The sequence below is a fragment of the Streptomyces sp. NPDC051576 genome (genome assembly GCF_040681835.1).
Taxonomy (GTDB): domain Bacteria; phylum Actinomycetota; class Actinomycetes; order Streptomycetales; family Streptomycetaceae; genus Streptomyces.
Genome location: NZ_JBFAZO010000009.1, coordinates 215,630 through 232,129, shown reverse-complemented (window position 1 = coordinate 232,129; position 16,500 = coordinate 215,630). Strand labels below are relative to the sequence as shown.

Annotated in this window: 17 protein-coding genes; 9 read left to right on the top strand and 8 right to left on the bottom strand. The window is 70.0% G+C overall.

The features are described from left to right. Window positions 1-19: 19 nt before the first annotated feature. A complete protein-coding gene (locus AB0M63_RS28745; RefSeq protein WP_366021470.1) occupies window positions 20-649 on the top strand; it encodes a TetR/AcrR family transcriptional regulator in 630 nt (209 codons plus the stop codon). Window positions 650-1,413: 764 nt separating this feature from the next. Here the strand turns inward: AB0M63_RS28745 and AB0M63_RS28740 are convergent. The 3 genes from AB0M63_RS28740 to AB0M63_RS28730 form a co-directional block, all read right to left on the bottom strand. Continuing rightward, on the bottom strand, window positions 1,414-2,058 hold the full coding sequence (locus AB0M63_RS28740) for a TetR family transcriptional regulator (RefSeq protein WP_366021469.1): 645 nt from the start codon (window positions 2,056-2,058) through the stop codon (window positions 1,414-1,416). 228 nt (window positions 2,059-2,286) lie between these two features. After that, on the bottom strand, window positions 2,287-2,865 hold the full coding sequence (locus AB0M63_RS28735) for a hypothetical protein (RefSeq protein ID WP_366021468.1): 579 nt from the start codon (window positions 2,863-2,865) through the stop codon (window positions 2,287-2,289). Between the two features lie 142 nt (window positions 2,866-3,007). After that, window positions 3,008-3,838: a SigB/SigF/SigG family RNA polymerase sigma factor gene (locus tag AB0M63_RS28730; protein WP_355914756.1), complete on the bottom strand. Its 831-nt coding sequence runs from the start codon at window positions 3,836-3,838 to the stop codon at window positions 3,008-3,010. A gap of 267 nt (window positions 3,839-4,105) precedes the next feature. Here AB0M63_RS28730 and AB0M63_RS28725 point away from each other — a divergent pair, with 267 nt between their 5' ends. Then, on the top strand, window positions 4,106-6,757 hold the full coding sequence (locus AB0M63_RS28725) for a glycoside hydrolase family 2 TIM barrel-domain containing protein (RefSeq protein WP_366021467.1): 2,652 nt from the start codon (window positions 4,106-4,108) through the stop codon (window positions 6,755-6,757). A 13-nt stretch (window positions 6,758-6,770) separates the two neighbouring features. Here the strand turns inward: AB0M63_RS28725 and AB0M63_RS28720 are convergent, their stop codons facing one another. After that, the gene (locus tag AB0M63_RS28720) at window positions 6,771-7,586 is read right to left on the bottom strand and encodes an SAM-dependent methyltransferase (RefSeq protein ID WP_355914541.1); all 816 of its coding nucleotides are present in this window, start codon (window positions 7,584-7,586) and stop codon (window positions 6,771-6,773) included. 183 nt (window positions 7,587-7,769) lie between these two features. Here AB0M63_RS28720 and AB0M63_RS28715 point away from each other — a divergent pair, with 183 nt between their 5' ends. After that, window positions 7,770-9,059: a SpoIIE family protein phosphatase gene (locus AB0M63_RS28715; RefSeq protein WP_366021466.1), complete on the top strand. Its 1,290-nt coding sequence runs from the start codon at window positions 7,770-7,772 to the stop codon at window positions 9,057-9,059. Window positions 9,060-9,099: 40 nt separating this feature from the next. Here the strand turns inward: AB0M63_RS28715 and AB0M63_RS28710 are convergent, their stop codons facing one another. Further along, on the bottom strand, window positions 9,100-9,546 hold the full coding sequence (locus AB0M63_RS28710; RefSeq protein ID WP_355914547.1) for an ATP-binding protein: 447 nt from the start codon (window positions 9,544-9,546) through the stop codon (window positions 9,100-9,102). A gap of 237 nt (window positions 9,547-9,783) precedes the next feature. On the opposite strand from AB0M63_RS28710, the gene AB0M63_RS28705 reads away from it, so the two are divergent. The 4 genes from AB0M63_RS28705 (at window position 9,784) to AB0M63_RS28690 (ending at window position 13,119) form a co-directional block, all read left to right on the top strand. Next, on the top strand, window positions 9,784-10,656 hold the full coding sequence (locus AB0M63_RS28705; RefSeq protein WP_355914550.1) for a helix-turn-helix transcriptional regulator: 873 nt from the start codon (window positions 9,784-9,786) through the stop codon (window positions 10,654-10,656). Continuing rightward, window positions 10,653-10,904 (top strand): DUF397 domain-containing protein, encoded by a 252-nt coding sequence (locus AB0M63_RS28700; RefSeq protein WP_355914553.1) that lies wholly within the window; start codon window positions 10,653-10,655, stop codon window positions 10,902-10,904. The genes AB0M63_RS28705 and AB0M63_RS28700 overlap by 4 nt, the downstream gene beginning before the upstream one ends. An 84-nt stretch (window positions 10,905-10,988) precedes the next feature. Continuing rightward, entirely contained in the window at window positions 10,989-11,813 is an 825-nt protein-coding gene (locus tag AB0M63_RS28695) for an SAM-dependent methyltransferase (RefSeq protein WP_355914556.1), read from the top strand. A 262-nt stretch (window positions 11,814-12,075) separates the two neighbouring features. Then, window positions 12,076-13,119 (top strand): cellulase family glycosylhydrolase, encoded by a 1,044-nt coding sequence (locus AB0M63_RS28690; protein ID WP_366021465.1) that lies wholly within the window; start codon window positions 12,076-12,078, stop codon window positions 13,117-13,119. Between the two features lie 47 nt (window positions 13,120-13,166). On the opposite strand, the gene AB0M63_RS28685 is transcribed toward AB0M63_RS28690, so the two are convergent. Continuing rightward, the gene (locus AB0M63_RS28685; protein WP_366021464.1) at window positions 13,167-13,712 is read right to left on the bottom strand and encodes a carbonic anhydrase; all 546 of its coding nucleotides are present in this window, start codon (window positions 13,710-13,712) and stop codon (window positions 13,167-13,169) included. 102 nt (window positions 13,713-13,814) lie between these two features. Between AB0M63_RS28685 and AB0M63_RS28680 the strand changes: the two genes are divergently transcribed. Beyond that, the gene (locus AB0M63_RS28680; protein ID WP_366021463.1) at window positions 13,815-14,378 is read left to right on the top strand and encodes a TetR/AcrR family transcriptional regulator; all 564 of its coding nucleotides are present in this window, start codon (window positions 13,815-13,817) and stop codon (window positions 14,376-14,378) included. 10 nt (window positions 14,379-14,388) lie between these two features. Here the strand turns inward: AB0M63_RS28680 and AB0M63_RS28675 are convergent, their stop codons facing one another. Together AB0M63_RS28675 and AB0M63_RS28670 are read right to left on the bottom strand one after the other, a co-directional pair. After that, complete coding sequence (locus AB0M63_RS28675) at window positions 14,389-15,318, bottom strand: oxygenase MpaB family protein (protein WP_366021462.1); 930 nt, start codon at window positions 15,316-15,318, stop codon at window positions 14,389-14,391. Between the two features lie 26 nt (window positions 15,319-15,344). Next, window positions 15,345-15,647, bottom strand: coding sequence for a hypothetical protein (locus AB0M63_RS28670; protein WP_366021461.1), 303 nt, complete (start codon window positions 15,645-15,647; stop codon window positions 15,345-15,347). A gap of 503 nt (window positions 15,648-16,150) precedes the next feature. On the opposite strand from AB0M63_RS28670, the gene AB0M63_RS28665 reads away from it, so the two are divergent. Beyond that, the gene (locus AB0M63_RS28665; protein WP_019056860.1) at window positions 16,151-16,354 is read left to right on the top strand and encodes a cold-shock protein; all 204 of its coding nucleotides are present in this window, start codon (window positions 16,151-16,153) and stop codon (window positions 16,352-16,354) included. Window positions 16,355-16,500 lie beyond the last annotated feature (146 nt).

The following is a 16,500-nucleotide window of genomic DNA, read 5'->3' as shown; positions in this document are numbered from 1 at the left end:
GCCCTCAGGAGGTGCCGATGTGACCGGCCGCAGCGGCGCCAAGGCGCAGGCCACCCGCGCCCGCATCCTGGAAGCGGCCGGGCGGGAACTGGCCCGCGACCCCGACAGCAGCCTCGGCGACATCGCCGAGGCCGCGGGCGTGGCACGTCGCACTCTCTACGGCCACTTCGCCGGTCGGGCCGAACTGGTCCAGGGCCTCGTGGCGGACGCCGGCGCGGCTGTACGGCGGGCGAGCGCCGCCGCACGCGCGCCGACGCCGGACGCGGTGACCGCCCTGGCCCGCTTCGTCCTCACGCTGTGGCCCGTCGGCGACCGCTACCGCACGCTCATCGCCCTCGGCCCGCGCGATCTCGACCCCGACGGGGTCGGCACACTGCTGGGCCCGGCCCGCGACACGGTCGCCGGGATCCTCGCCCACGGCCAGCGGCAGGGCGTCTTCCACACCGCCGTCCCACCGGTCCCGCTCACCAGGGCCCTGGAGGCACACCTGCTGTCCCTCCTGGACAGCGTCACCTCCGGCCACTGGACCGACGACGGCACGGCCGCCGCCACCGCGGCCCTGATCGCCGTGGGCGTCGGCGCCGACCTCGCGACCACCACGGTCCACCGCCTCGGCTGCGGCACGGGACCGGTCCAACCACCCCGTTGAACATCCTCGATGGAGAGACCTGTGCAGCAACACCCTTACATGTACGGCGACTTCGGCACCGATGTTGACCGTCTCTCGGCAGCGGGGGTGGAGTCGCGTACGGCCAAGGCGCTCCAGGAGGGCATGCACACCCCGACCGCACCCGACGTCGACGTGCGGGTTCCCCGTCCTGACGCAGATGGCCACGGGCACCCTGCGGCACGTGGACATCACCGCGCACGACATACCGGCGAGCGACACCACGGGCCCCCTGCCGGTGAGCGAACTCTCCCTGCGCCTAAAGGGGTTGAGGAAGTCGGACGACGACAGGGCGGCACTGGCCCGCTCGGCGACCGTCTCGGTGCTGTCCGGCAACCGCGTCGCCTTCAAGGACTTCGTGGTCACGGGCGACCTGCTGCCCGAGGTGGGACGAGCATCACTCGCCAAGGTCGTCGAGCGGCCGATCCGTCTGCGGAACATCCCGCACGGCCCTGCACCTGCGCTCGGTCACCGCGACGGAGAGCGGGCTCAGGGTCCGGCTGTCGGGCGAGAAGGTCATCCTCCGATCGGACGACGGCTCGCGAAAGGCTTCGGTGGAGGGTTAGGTGGCGCGGGGCAACTCGCCGTCGTGGAACGACGTTTGAGTCTCAGTCCTGGACGCGGAACATCCCGTACGGCCCACGACTCCGCTCGGTCACCACGACGGAGAGCGGCCTCAGCGCCCGCCTGTCAGGCGAGTCGGTCACCTTCCGACCGCACGACAGCCCTCGAAAGGCCGTTGAGGATCAGTCCTCCGCTGCCCGCGTCGCCTGCGCGGGCGCGACCTCGTCGACCACGACCCGCGCCTGCTTCTCCGGCACACCCGCCGCGATGAGCGCGGCGACCGCCGCACGGGTCCCGTCGTCCTCCAGTTCCCCGGAGTTGACCTCTTCGAGCAGGGCGACCGTCATGCCTTCCAGGCCGGCGCTCAGTACGGCCGGCGGCAGCTGGGTGTGGAAGACGCCGTCGCGCTGACCCCGGTCCAGGATGGCGGTGGCCGCGCGGCGGGCCGGTGCCAGGACCTCGGTCACGCGCTCCTGGCCGAGGTCGCGGCGGGCCAGCGCCAGGAGGAGCCGGTAGCGGTCCCCCACCGTCCACATCGACAGCACGAACCGCGCGAACGACCGGTCGGCCGACTCCGCCGGCACCGGATCGGCGGACAGCGCGCCCCGCAGGGCCTCCGCCGCCTCCTCGGCCAACGCCTCCAGCAGCGCCTCCCGGCCGGGGAAGTGCCCGAACAGGGTGCGTCGCACCACGCCGGACGCGCGGGCGATCTCCTCCAGGGTGATGTCCGGGTTCCGGCCGAGTTCCCGGCGGGCCGTGGCCAGGATGCGCTCCCGGTTGGAGCGCGCGTTGCTTCGCTGGGGGACACGGGCCACGGGCTTGGTCACGGACAACCTCGGTGCGGTACGGGAGCTACGGAGCGGGAACGAGCGGTACGTCCAGTCTGGCACGGGCCCTCGGGTCCAGTGCTTCGCCGCATTACGGACGGCCACGAAGGCGCGCCCCTCTCCTTGCTCAGCTCCGTCGCGATGCCCCCGCCCGGCGTCGCTGTCCCGCACGGCGTCGGCCCGCTGCCCTGCCGGGGGGGCGCCCGGTCGAACCACTCCCGGCCTCTGTCAGTGGTAGGCGCGGAGGTAACGGTAGAGCCGGGACCGAGCCCTGCTCACGCTGAGCCCGAGTGCCGTGCCGAGGGACTCGCTCGACACATCGTCGGCCTGTGCTCCGTACGCGGCCTCCCTGCCCACCCGGCCGGCCATGCGTTCCAGCATGGCCACCGCTTTCAGCGCGGCCACCGGCGCCGTCGCCGCGAGCGCCTCGAGCCGCTCCTCCAACTGCTCCATCAGATCGGAGAGTTCCTCCGGCAACGGGACCGTACGGCGCTCGACCGCGTTGATGTGCTCCCACCAGTCGTCGTACGCCTCGGACGTGTCGAGGTCGGTCAGGTCGTGGCCCTCCACCTGGCCCCAGTCGATGGGACGGCTCTCCCCACGCCAGCCGCAGACACAGGAGGCCCGCCAGGCGGCGGCCTTGGGGCGGCTCAGCCGGCCGTTGTACGCCCACCACTCACATGTCTGGAATCCGTTGCCGCCGCTGCCCACGTCCAGATACACGGGTTTCGGCTCACTGCCGTCGGCGAGGACCGCTCCCACGATGCCCTCGTGGGACTCCCCGAACTCCTCACTCCGCCACGCCACAACTCCCCCTTCCGGCAACCCCGCGACGGCCGGGCCCGCACCTGGGGTGCCAGCCCGGCCACAGTACGAGAGTGCCGCGGAACGGACTTCCGGGGAGGGTGAAGACACCCAACCGACCGGATTGTTGGGCGGATATGGCCCGTCAGACGACCGCGGGGTCGAGCAGCCCCGCGCGCAGGCGGCGGAGCATCCGGCTGATGAGCCGGGACACATGCATCTGGGAGATGCCGAGTTCCTCGCCGATCTCGGCCTGAGTGCGCTCCTCGACGAAGCGCATGTGGATGATCCGCCGCTCGCGCTGGTCGAGTTGGGCGATCAGCGGGGCCAGAGAGCTGAGGTCGTCGACCAGTTCGAGCCCGGGGTCGTCCTCGCCTATGACGTCGGCCAGCACGGTCTCACCCTCGGCACCGGCGTCGGAGCTGAGGGCCGCGTCGAGCGAGGAGGAGGTGTAGCCGTTGGACGCCTTCCGGGCCTCGATGACCTCTTCCTCGGAGAGGCACATCAGCTCGGACAGTTCCCGCGTGGTGGGCGTACGGCCGAGGCGGGACCGCAGTTCCTCGGTCGCCTTGGCGAGCTCGACGCGGGCTTCCTGGAGCCGGCGCGGGACATGGACGGCCCAACTGGTGTCGCGGAAGAAGCGCTTGATCTCGCCGACGATGTAAGGGACGGCGAACGACGTGAACTCGACCTCGCGGGAGAGTTCGAAGCGGTCGATGGCCTTGATGAGTCCGATCGTGCCGACCTGGACGATGTCCTCCATCTCGTTGTTGCTACGGCTGCGGAAGCGCGCGGCCGCGTAGCGCACGAGGGAGAGGTTCATCTCGATCAGTGTGTTGCGCACGTACTGGAACTCGTGGGTGCCTTCCTCCAGCGAGGCCAGCCGGTCGAAGAACTGGCGCGACAGCTCGCGCGCGTTCTTCGGGCTCACCTTCGACGGCTCCGCGATCAACGGGAGAGGCCCTCCGGCCGTCATCCGCTGCTCTGCCGTGGCGTGTACCTCCACTGCCGTCACGGCTGCCATGTCGCCCACCCCAATCGTCCGAAGGAACTTCTGTCATGAGCCCCCTGCCCCGCTTCTCGCGGCTCACTCCCCCTCATCCGGTCAAATCCGGGGCGCGTCCCTCGTTTCCGTTGGGGAGCTTGACCCGGCGGCCCCACCCGTCTACTTCTGTCATGCCTACGACAGTTCAGCATTCCGATTCCCGTTCGACATACCGAATACCCGGGTGGGGTGGCCGACTTGACGACGACCGGAGAAGACCGCATCGATGACGGCGTACCCGACTCGGGCGGGGTGACGCGCCGTCGCGCGCTCCAGCTCGGCGCGGTCGCCGCGGGCACGGCCGCGCTCGACCTGCCCCGGTCGGCCGCCGCAGCCGTCAACGACGGTTCAGCACCGGCGGGGTCGGGGCGTGAGCGGTCCTTCGACGAGGGCTGGCTCTTCCTGCGAGGCGACCCCACCGGAGCCGAGGCGCCGTCCTTCGACGACGGCTCCTGGCGCTCGCTCGACCTCCCGCACGACTGGAGCATCGAGGACCTCCCCTACGCCACCTCCACCGACGGCGGCGCGACGAGCGACCCGTCCCTGCTGGTGCTGAAGGACCCAGACCCCACGCTGCCCCAACCTCCGCAGGTGATCGGCCCGTTCGACACGGGGAACAGCCAGAACGGTGGCTCGACCGGCTACACGGTGGGCGGAATCGCCTGGTACCGCAAGCACTTCGGGACGCCGGCCGGGGACGGACTCCACGCCGAGCTGCGGTTCGACGGCGTCTACCAGAACGCCGATGTCTGGCTCAACGGCGTCCATCTGGGCTTCCACCCCTACGGCTACACGGGGTTCGCGTACGACCTGACTCCGCACCTGAACCCGACGGGAGCGAACGTCCTCGCGGTCCGGGTCGACAACAGCGGCCGGAACAGCCGCTGGTACTCGGGATCGGGCATCTACCGGCACACCTGGCTGACGGTCACGGGTGCCGTGCGCGTTCCGCTCTGGGGCGTGCGGGTGACAACACCGGTGGTCGGCAGGGGCCGTTCGGTCGCCCGTGTGGAGGTGTCCGTCGCCAACCTCGGCGTTCGTCCCGCGTCGACGCAGGTGCGGATCACGGTCCTCGACCCGCACGGGCACGTCGTGGCCGTACGACGGACGCCCGCGCGGGGAGTCGCCGCGGGCGCCACCGCCGACTCCTCGGTCGACGTCCCGGTCGAGCGGGCGGCGCTGTGGTCCCCGAAGTCACCGAGCCTGTACACCGCGCGCACCGAGGTGATGGTGCGCGGGAAGGTCGTCGACGCCGTCGACACCCGGTTCGGGATCCGCTCGCTGGTCTGGAACGGCGAGGCCGGCTTCCTCCTCAACGACGAGCCCGTCAAGATCGTCGGCGGCTGTGTCCATCACGACCACGGGCCCTTGGGAGCCGTGGCGTTGGACCGGTCCGAGGAGCGCCGGGTCGAGATCCTCCAGGAGGCCGGCTTCAACGCGCTGCGCACCGCGCACAATCCGCCGACACCGGCACTGCTCGACGCCTGCGACCGGCTGGGCATGCTGGTGATGGACGAGTTCTTCGACGTCTGGGACACCGGCAAGAACCCAGACGACTACTCGGTGCACTTCGCCGAGTGGTGGGAGCGAGACCTGACCGGCACGGTGCTGCGGGACCGCAACCATCCCAGCGTGGTGATCTGGTCGCTGGGCAACGAGATCACCGACGCGACGAACGGGGTGCGGGGAGCCCAACTGGCCGCCCGGCTGCGCGCGTTGGACCGGACCCGGCCGATCACGCTGGGCGGCGGTTCGACGTTCTCGGCGGACGATCCGTCGTGGAGCTACGTCGACGTAGGCGATGTGCACTACAACGCGAACGGCAAGGGCTACGGCCCGATGCACGACGCCCATCCCGAGCGGGCGATGACACAGAGCGAGGGCTTCCCCGCGACGATCCACCAGGACTCGACGTTCGTGAACGACCACGCCTGGGCGGTGGGGAGTTGGGTCTGGGCCGCCTGGGACTACCTCGGCGAGTCCGGCATCGGCAAGACCCCGATGGCGCCGGAGGGGACAGCGGCGGGCATCGGCGACCAGAGCGTCATGCCCGGCTGGTCGATCGCCCGCACCCTGCACCACTCCTGGGGCGGCTTCGGCTACCCGTACCCCTACTTCCAGGGCAACTGCGGGGACATCGACCTGATCGGCCGACGCAAACCGCAGAACCACTGGCGGGCCGCGGTCTCCGGACTCAGCCCGGTGGAGCTGCTGGTGGAGCGTCCGACGCTGCCCGGCACCGAGCAAGTGGCCGTCTGGTGGGGGTACTTCGACGAGCTGGCGAGCTGGACCTGGGACGTCGAACCCGGCCGGCCGATGACCGTGCATGTCTACACGCCGGGCGACAGCGTACGGCTGCTGCTCGACGGCGCCGAGTTTCCCGGGGGTGCCGCGACGGTGCCCGAGCGGGCGACGGCCACCTTCACCGTCCCTTACTCACCGGGCGAGTTGACCGCGGTCGCCTCCCGCGAGGGCCGGGAGATCGGCCGTACGACACTCACGACGGTCGGCGCTCCGGCGGCCCTGCGGCTGGTGTCCGACGTCCCGCACCTCACCACGAGCCGCGACGACCTCGCGCATGTGCGCGTCGAAGTCACCGACAGCCGGGGCCGGTTGGTGCCGGACGCGACAGTATTGGTGTCGTTCCGGGTCGACGGCGCGGGAGAACTCGCCGCCGTGGGCAACGGGAATCCGCACAACGTGGACAGTTTCCGTCTGCCCCGCCGTCACACCTGGCACGGGCAGGCGCTGGCCGTAGTCCGGCCGGCGAAGAGACCGGGCCGTGTCACCCTCACCGCGAGCGCGCCCGGACTCCGGTCCACCGCAGTGGCCTTGACGGTCCGTCAGTGACAGTGCGGGGCGCTCACGCGCCCTTGCGGCCGACGCCCGCGTAGACCCAGTACTCCGACGGGTTCTCCGGGATCTCGTCCTGCGGGTCCGGGCGCCACAGGGGGACGTAGACCAGGCCGGGTGCGACGAGGTCGAAGCCGTCGAACAGGCCGAGGATCTCGTCGTGGGAGCGGGCGGTGACGGGTGAGGTGGCCTTGGACCGGTACAACTGCCCCACGGCCGCCGCGGTGTCCGGGCGGTCCTGGTTGGTGGCGTGGCTGAGCGCCAGCCAACTGCCGTCGGGCAGCGCGTCGCGGAACGCGGCGACGATGCCGGCCGGGTCCTCGGCAGGGGTGACGAAGTGCAGGATCGTGATCATCAGTACGGCGACGGGCTGATCGAAGTCGATCAACTTCCGTACCTGCGGGGAGGAAAGGACCTCGGCGGGGCGTCGGATGTCGCCGTCGACGATGTCCGCGTCCGGGTTGTCGGCGAGGAGCGACGTGCTGTGGGCGACGGCCACCGGGTCGTTGTCCACGTAGACCACCCGGGCCCCGGGAGCGGCCGCCTGCGCGACCTCGTGCACATTGCCCTGGGTGGGGATGCCCGAGCCGAGGTCGATGAACTGCCGTACCCCGGAGGCCGCGAGGAAGCGCACGGCCCGGCCGAGGAAGTCGCGGTTGGCGCGGGCCAGGGTGCGCACCTGGGGGTCGATCGCCGTGAACGCCGCCACCGCCTCGCGGTCTATGGCGAAATTGTGTTCACCGCCCAGCATGGCGTCGTACATTCGGGCGACACTCGCCTTGTCGGGATCGATCCCCTGCGGCAGACCTCCAGTACCCGGCACCACAACTCCCTCTCAACCGAAGATCCTTGACGCGTCATCATATAGTTGCCTTGAACACCCGGCAGGCCGCTCGTCCCCCACACCACGCGGCCGGTCCCCCTCCGGAAAGGCACGACCCTGCGGAACGAACCGCTCAGTCACCCCGGCCCCCCACGCCGCAGGCAGGCCTTCGCCCCGGCCGCGGACGTGATCGGCTCGGAGCTGGACCTGCGGCTGACCGGCAGCCATGTCGTGCACGCGCTGACGCCCGGGTTCTGCGACGCGGCGTCGGTGTATCTGCTGGAGCGGTGGGTCGTCGAGGAGAACGCGTTTCCGTCCGTGGATCCGCCGCAGATCGAGGCGCGCCGGCTGGCGGTGCGGGTGGGCACGGAGGCGCCCGAGACCTGGGACGGGGTGCTGCCGGTCGGCGAGGTGATCGTCTTCCCGCGTGAGACCCCGTACGCCCGTGCCCTCGCCACCGGGCACACCCAGGTGCTCGACGGGGTGGACCAGCACACCTCGGAGCGGCTGCTGGCCTCGGCGGGCGGGGACGCACAGCGCATAGACGACCTGCTGCACACGGCGTCCTTCCTCGTCGTGCCGCTCCAACTGCGGGGCGCCACCGTCGGGTTCATCGCCTGCACGCGCGGTCCGGACCGGGAGCCGTTCCTGCCCGGCGAGGCCGTGGCCGTGGAGTCGCTGGCGGCCCGGGCCGGGGTGGCCCTGGACAACGCGCGCCGCTACGAACGCGAGCGCCGCACCGCGCTGGCCATCCGCAACAGTCTGCTCCCGGATCCGGCCCAGGCGTTCCACGGCTGCCGTATCGCCCACGGCTATCTCCCGGCCGGCCAGGGCAACATCATCGGCGGCGACTGGTTCGACGTACTGCCGCGCCCCGGCGGCCGGGTCGGTCTGGTCGTCGGCGACGCGATGGGGCACGGCCCCGAATCCGCCGTCGCCATGATCCAACTGCGCACGGCGGTACGCACCTTGGCCCGGCTCGACATGGAACCGGCCGAACTCATGCGCCGCCTCGACGAGTTGGCCTACGACACCCCGGGCGCGTCCTTCGCGACCTGTATGTACGCCGAGTGGGACGCCGAGGCGCACTCCTGCACCCTGGTCGGCGCCGGCCACCCTCCCCCACTGCTGCGCGGCCCGGACGGACCGGCCGCGCCGGTCACGCTGGCCGGCCCGGGGCTGCCGCTGGGGCTCGGCACGGGCAACTACGAGGCCACGGTGCTGAAGGTCTCCGAACCGTCCCTGCTCCTGCTCTACAGCGACGGGCTGGTGGAGTCCCGGCACTCCGACATCGACCAGGAGATCGCGAACCTCGCCCGTGCCCTGGACCGGGCCACCGCCGAGCCCACGTCGTCGGCCGTCGGCCCGGACGCGTTCCCCTCGCTGTGCGAGCGGCTGTTGCGCGCGCCGTCCGAGGCGCCCGGGGCGGACGACCGCACGCTGCTGATCGCCGAGTTGACGCCCGCGACCACCTGAACAGGCCGCGGGCGTCCTCGCCCCCTCCGGGTGCCCGGCATCAATAGCCGGTGGTCAGTGTGGCCCAGACGGCCTTTCCGCCGGTGAGCGCCGATCGGTCGACCCCCCAGGTGTCCGCGACCGCCTGCACGATGAACAGTCCGCGTCCGCTCTCGTCGTCGGCGCACGGCTCGCAGCGGGAGAGGCCGCCGCCGGAGTAGTCGTGGTCGTGCACCTCGATGCGCAGTCTTCGGTCGGCGACGAGTCCGATCCCGCACAGGAGCCGGGTGCTGGGCGTGTGGCACACCCCGTTGGTGGCCAACTCGGAGATGAGCAGTACCGCGTCGTCGCACACCTCGTCGGGCAGATGCCACTTGGCGAGCTGTGTACCCATGACGTGACGGGCGACCCGGACGCCGGAGCGATGTGCCGGAAGTTCCAGCCAGTGCGCCAGGTCGGGGCTGGCGACGTCTAAGAGCTGTGGGGAGGGAGTCGTGTGGGGGGACACGGTGGTTCGCCTTCCATCGGGGGCGGGCGCAGGCGGGATACCGGTGTCAGCAACTGACCTGCCGGAATGGGGGTGTTCCGGTGCGTGGCCCAGATCGCTCACACAAGTAACTATGCCCGTAGCTCAGTTCAAGCTGCAACCGACTCCCTGATAATTTCAGACCGACGGTTTCCGTCTGGCGGCATCAGCAAGTCGCTGTCAGACTAACGGCGGTGACAGTCCCTCAGGAGGTTGGGCGTGAGCGAAGCTCGTTCGGGCACCGGCGCCGGTGCACCCACGGTTCTCCGCATGATCCTCGGCCGCCGGCTGCAGGAGCGGCGACAGGGTGCGGGCGTGTCACTGGAGGACGCCGCCAGGGCCCTGCGGGTGAAGACACTGACCATCCGCCGGCTGGAGAAGGCCGAGGTCGGCCTCAAACCCCTGTACGTCGAGAAGCTGCTGGAGACCTACGGCGCCGACGAGCAGGAGATCGAGGAGTTCGTCGCCCTCGCCGAGCGCGCCAACGAACCCGGCTGGTGGCACGCCTACCGCGATGTGCTGCCCGGCTGGTTCACCGCCTATGTGAGCCTGGAGACCGGCGCCAAGACCCTGCGCACCTATGAGCCCCACTACGTGACGGGACTGCTCCAGACGTACGGCTACGCGCGCGCCGTACTGAGCGGCGGCTTCCCGAACGACGGGGACGAGGAGCTGGAGAAGCGGGTGCGGTTACGCCTGCGCCGCCAGAGTCTGCTGGAGAGGCCGGACGCGCCCACCCTGTGGGCCGTACTGGAAGAAGCCGTGCTCCACCGGGTGGTGGGCGGTCCCGCGGTCATGCGGGAACAGATAGACCGGCTCCTCGAAGTCTCGGAACTGGACCACGTCAGTGTCGACATCGTCCCGTTCTCGGCGGGTGCCCACGTGGGGGCGTGCGCACCCTTCACCTATTTCCGGTTCGAGGAACCGGAGCTGCCCGACGTCGTCTACAGCGAGATCCTCTCCGGCTCCATGTACCTGGACCAGCGATCCGACGTCGTGGCCCATCTGGAAGCGCACAACAGGATGTCGCTGCTGACCTCGTCCGCGGACAGCAAGGCGCTCTTGAACCGCATGCGCAAGGAGTACTCATGACCACCACCGACGACTTGGTCTACAACGGGATGCCCGCGTCGAACCTCGGCGAGCAGGGCTGGGAATGCCCCTGGAGCGGTCCCAACGGCGGTCAGTGCGTGGAGACGAAGCAACTGGCCGACGGCCGGATCGCACTGCGCCAGTCGACCGACCCCGCCGGTCCCGCGCTGATCTACACACCCCAGGAGATGGCCGCGTTCGTCGCCGGCGTCAAGCGGGGCCTGGCCGACCATCTGATGGCCGGCTGAACCAGACCACGGGCGTGAGGGATGGGAGCCGTCCCGGCTGCGATCTGCCCGAGACGCCGACGTACACCACTGGAGAGGCAGAGCATGACCAACCCCCACGCCGCGCGGGACATCGACACCAGCAGGCCGCACTCCGCCCGCATGTACGACTACTACCTGGGCGGCAAGGACCACTTCGAGATCGACAAGCAGGCCGCCGCGTCGGTCGCGTCGGTCTACCCGGCCATCTTCGTCTGCGCCCGCGAGAACCGCGCCTTCATGCACCGGGCCACCCGTGTGCTCGCCCGTGAGCACGGCATCCGCCAGTGGCTCGACATCGGCACCGGCATCCCCACCGAGCCGAACCTCCACCAGGTCGCCCAGTCCGTGGTCCCCGAGGCCCGGGTGGTCTACGCCGACAACGACCCGCTGGTCCTCAAGTACGCCGAGCGCCTGATGCGCAGCACCCGGCAGGGCCGCACCACGTACGTCCAGGCGGACGCCAACGACCCCGAGACGCTCCTCAACGCGCCCGAACTCGCCGAGATTCTGGACCTCGACAAGCCGGTCGCGCTGTCCCTCAACGCGCTGCTGCACTTCGTCACCGACGCCCAGGACCCGTACGGGCTCGTGGCCCGTCTGCTGTCCGCTCTCCCTTCGGGCAGCGCCCTGGCCATCAGCCACTGCACGCCCGACTTCGACCCCGGCACCTGGGAGAAGGTGACCGCGATCTACAACAATGCCGGGACACCGGTGCAGATCCGCTCCCAGAAGGAAGTCTCCCGCTTCTTCACGGGGCTCGACCTGCTCGACCCGGGCATCGTCATGGGCCACCGCTGGCGCCCTGACGCCGCCGAGGACGCCACCGAGACGGAGCCGCCGACGGACGCCGAGGTCAGCCTCTGGACCGGGGTGGGCATCAAGCCGTAGCCGAACTTCCGCGGGCCCCTGGGCAGTTGCCCCGGGGCCCGTTGTCGTGCGCCGGGACGGAGGGCCCGGAAAGCCGCCGTAGGACCCCAACGACGTTACGTGTGGGAAACCTTGACGGGCGCGGTGCCGGATGCCACGATTCCGGCGCCGCGATGTTTACGTAAACATCTCCAAGGATCAGGGCCCACCGAGCCCGCACTCCCCCACTCCGAGCCGACCGGGTCCGACGACGGCGAGCCGCCATTCCTGAAAGGGCAAGTCGATGCGCACCATCCCCGCCAGAACCCGCCTGCGGGCCACCTTCGTGGCCGTCGCGATCGCCGCGGTCACCGGCGCCACGCTGGCCGGCAGCCCCGCGTCCGCCGCGCCGAGCACGAACACGTCCCAGTTCAAGGGCGTCAACTGGGCCGACCCGCGCGACAATTACGCCGACGACCCGGTCGTCCTGTCCGGCCTGTCGCTGTCCGACACCTACGCCCAGACGTACACCAAGGCGACCCGCGTGATCGCGGCCTTCCGCGCCAACCTCGGGGCCAACACGGTGCGGCTGCCCATCAACCCGTACACGGTGAACGGCAGTTACTGGAAGTCGTACCGCGGTGTCATCGACGCCGCGACGGCCCAGGGCTTCAAGGTCATCGTCTCCTACTGGGAGGGGACGGGCGCCAACAAGGACGGCTTCATCGACGACCCCGCCACCTACTGGCCCATGTGGAACACCGTGGTGAAGGCCTACCAGCACAACCAGCGGGTCTACTTCGAGCCGATGAACGAGCCCCACGGCTACACCGACGCCGAGTGGGCCGACCTCGCCGCGAAGTGGCTGGACACCTACTCCCGGGTGCCGCGCGACCGGGTGTTCGTCAGCGGCGCCGGCTACAACGACCACGTCACCACGGTCTGCGCCGACCCGCGGCTGAAGGGCACATACCTCTCGCTGCACCACTACGGCTTCTGGAAGGACTACGCGACCTACGACCAGTGGGTGAGCGACCTCAAGGAGCGCCTCGGCGACTGCGCGAACCGCACGGTGGCCGACGAGTTCGGCGCGCCGATGACCACGGGCCTGAACTACGACGTGCCGACGCCCGACGACAACTCGGTCAACTTCATCCAGGCCGACACCGACACCTTCCGCGAGCTCGGCATGGGCTCGGTCTACTGGCCCGGTCTGCGCACCGACGACACCTACTCGATCCAGAAGCTCATCGGCGACGCCGCCCGCCCCTGGCTGGTCACCACCAACCAGTCCGGCGCCGACCGCCTCGCCTGGGCCTGGGGACGCGGCAGGCCCGTCAAGTCCTGACCCGGTGACCACCTGAGCCGTGTCCCCGTACGAGGCGGGGACACGGCTCAGGTGGTCGCGGTCTCCGCTGCGGCGACCTCCGTGAGCAGACCGGTCGCCAAGTCGTACATGTACCCCGAGACCTCGACACGGGACGACAGACCGGGAAAGGCGCGCAGGCGATCGACGTCCTCGCGCACGGTCGCGGCCGGATCGAGTACGGCCAGAGCGGCGACGGTCGCATCGTCGTAGCCCCGCCGGTCGGTGAACTCCCCGCGCAGTTCGTCGTCGGCGAAGAGTGCCGAACCACAGTCGGTGTGATGGATCACGACCAGGTCGAACCAGTCGGCGTCCGGCGTCTTCGCCTCGTGCAGATGGCTGATCCAGGCCACGTCCTGGAGCGTCGCGGGGGTGACACGGCCGCCCACGTTGCGCAGGACGATGGCCTCCCCGAGTTCGACACCGAGGACGGCGGCGGGCTCCACCCGCGGATCGAGACAGGTGATCACGAAGGTCTGCTTGAAGGGGATGAAGGGAATCTCCGGCACGTGGGACTTGGCGTCGGTGGCCGCGAAGGCCTGGTTGCGCTCGACGTATGCGGCGAAGCGGGACACGGTGATCTCCTGCCAGGTGTAGACAGAACGTTCGTTCTTCCTTGACCGTAGAGGGCGCCCACAGGCGTGTCAACAGAATGTTCTGTCTCTTAGACTGGCCCCATGCCGACGAAGCCCCCGAGCCCCCGCGAACGCTTGCTGGAGACGGCCGTCCGCCTGTTCTACAGCGAGGGCATCCACACCGTTCCGGTGGATCGTCTGGTCACCGAGGCCGAGGTCACCAGGGCGACGTTCTACCGCCACTTCCCGACCAAGGAGGACCTGGTGGTGGCCTACCTGAGGGCCACCGACACCCGTCTGCGCGCCGCCGTCGAGGCCGCCGTCGCGGAGGCGGAGTCCGACCAGGGAGTCTCGGCGCTTCTCGATCTGATCGGCGAGGTGACCTGCTCGGCCGGATTCAGGGGCTGCCATTTCATCAACGCGGCGGCGGAGTATCCCAACGCCTCCGACCCGGTCCGCGAGGCGATCGCCGAGCACCGTGCCTGGTTCCAGGAGACGGTCACCGACCTGGCGGCCAAGGCCGGCCATCCTGATCCCGACCACGCGGGCCGCGTCCTGGTCCTGCTGCACGACGGCGCCCTGTCCAGCGCGGGACTGGACGACCCGGAGGCGGTCAGCATCACGGTACGACGCGCCGGCCGTGACCTCCTCGGCCTGCCCGGCTGACTCCCCGCCCTCACACGTCCGGCGCGTAGTGCTTGCCGTCGCCCCGGTGTTCCTCCGGCGGCAGGTTCCGGCGCGGCGTCTCGACCGGTCCTACGGCGAGACCGCGCGCCCGTCGCCAAGCGGCCCTGGCCCGTGGGTGGTAGCGCCGCTCGAACGGCACCAGGTGCCAGCCCAGTGCGACGGTACGACCCACCAGCCACAGCCCGAGCGCACTCCGCCGCGACCAGCGAAAGCCCAACTTGGCGCGCACGGTGGGCGGATACATCCCGATGGTGAGCCACACGAAGGACCGCGTCACCGGAACCCGGACCACCTTCCACACCGCGTCCGGCAGCCACGTCAGCGCGGGCGGCCTGTCCAGACGACGGATGTCCAGCACCGCGCGTGCCGCCCAGTTGTCCTCCAGCACCTCGGCGCACATCCGCTCGAAGTAGGCGCTGAATCCTGCCCAGTCGGCCGGAGCGGCCCGGTCGCTGACCCCGTACAGCCCGTACCACTGGAGGCTCTCGGCGTAGTACCGCTCCTTCTGCCTCCGCGTCATCGGCCGGCCGAAGTGCTGGCACACCAGCACCGGGACCATGACGAACGTCGCGTGCGCCCAGAAGAACGTGTCGGGGTCGAGCGCGTGGTAGCGCCGGCCCTTGCTGTCCACGCCCTTGATGCCGACGTGGTAGTCGCGCACCTCCCGGGCCGTCCGGGCCGCGTCCGGGCCGTCGTAGATCACCCCGGCGATCGGGTAGAGCGAGCGGAGCAGGCGTTCCCAGCGCTCCTCGAAGAACCGCGAGTGTTCCTCGACTCCCGCACCGAGGCCGGGATGCATGTTCTGCATCGACCCGGCCCAGAGACTGATCAGCATCCCCCGCCAGTCGCTGAAGTACCGCCAGGCCAGCGACGAGGGACCGAGCGGCTCGGGCGTTGGCCGTTCACCGGGTGTGGTCACGGGCCGCTCCTGCCTTCCGAGTTGTCCTACAGGGCCCACCAGCAGTACAACCGCCGGTCCTCCGCCGTCGCCCGCCGGGCCAGGCCGGACAGCAGGTGGAGCAGTTCCAGTGCCCGGTCGGGCGGGAGATCCACCTCTTCCACGGCCCCGAACAGCCCTGCCGCCAGCTCCAGTTGGTCGTCGGACGCGGTGGCCAGCGCGACCCGGAGAGTGTCCGGGACGCCGATGACGAAGGCTTCTTCGGCCTCGGGGTCCGAGAGCAACTCCCCGGAGCGCGGCCGTGCGCGCACCTCGTCACTCGCGGCGGAGAAGTAGTCGCACATCACCATGCCCCAGATCTTGCCCGATACCGGACCTTCGGGAGCCTCACCGGCACGGACCCCGGGACCGCTCTCGGCGCGCCCCGGCCGGGCTCGTGCTGATCGACTCCCACCACGTCAGCCCGGACCGGGAGGCCGAACCGTGACTGCTGTCGCCGCCCGCCCGGATTCCGCCGGCGGTCGGCGAGAGATTCGACACGTTGGTGGAGGATCTGGCGCTGCAAGGTCGTCCACAACTGGATCGACACGCTCGGGCAACCGGGCAGAACACCGAATATCTATGTTCGCGACATGAGAAACGGAATTGACGACCGCACACGGACGATCGCGCCGTGCTACTATTGATCTCAGTTGCAGTTGTGGTTGCCAAACCCTTCAGATGCCCACACCACCCTCCGAGGCGGTGGAGCATTTTTTTGTGTGTCCGGTTTTTCTTTCCGGCGGGGTGATCATCACGGCGACACGGAGCCCGCACAGTGCAGGCTCCGCTGACCGCCCCGAAGGAGAACAAAATGGCCAGTGGCACCGTGAAGTGGTTCAACGCGGAAAAGGGTTTCGGCTTCATCGAGCAGGACGGTGGCGGCGCTGACGTCTTCGCCCACTACTCGAACATCGCCGCCCAGGGCTTCCGCGAGCTGCAGGAGGGTCAGAAGGTGACCTTCGACATCGCGCAGGGCCAGAAGGGCCCGACGGCCGAGAACATCGTCCCTGCGTAACAACGACGTTTACTTCGTAGCTGGGGCCCGCACCTGGGGTGCGGGCCCCAGCTCGCTGCATTTTCCATGCTATCGGCGCTATTCCGCCGAAGCCACCGGCTCGTTCTTGCGATTCTCTGCGCCGTTCATTCACCGCGGGAATTCCT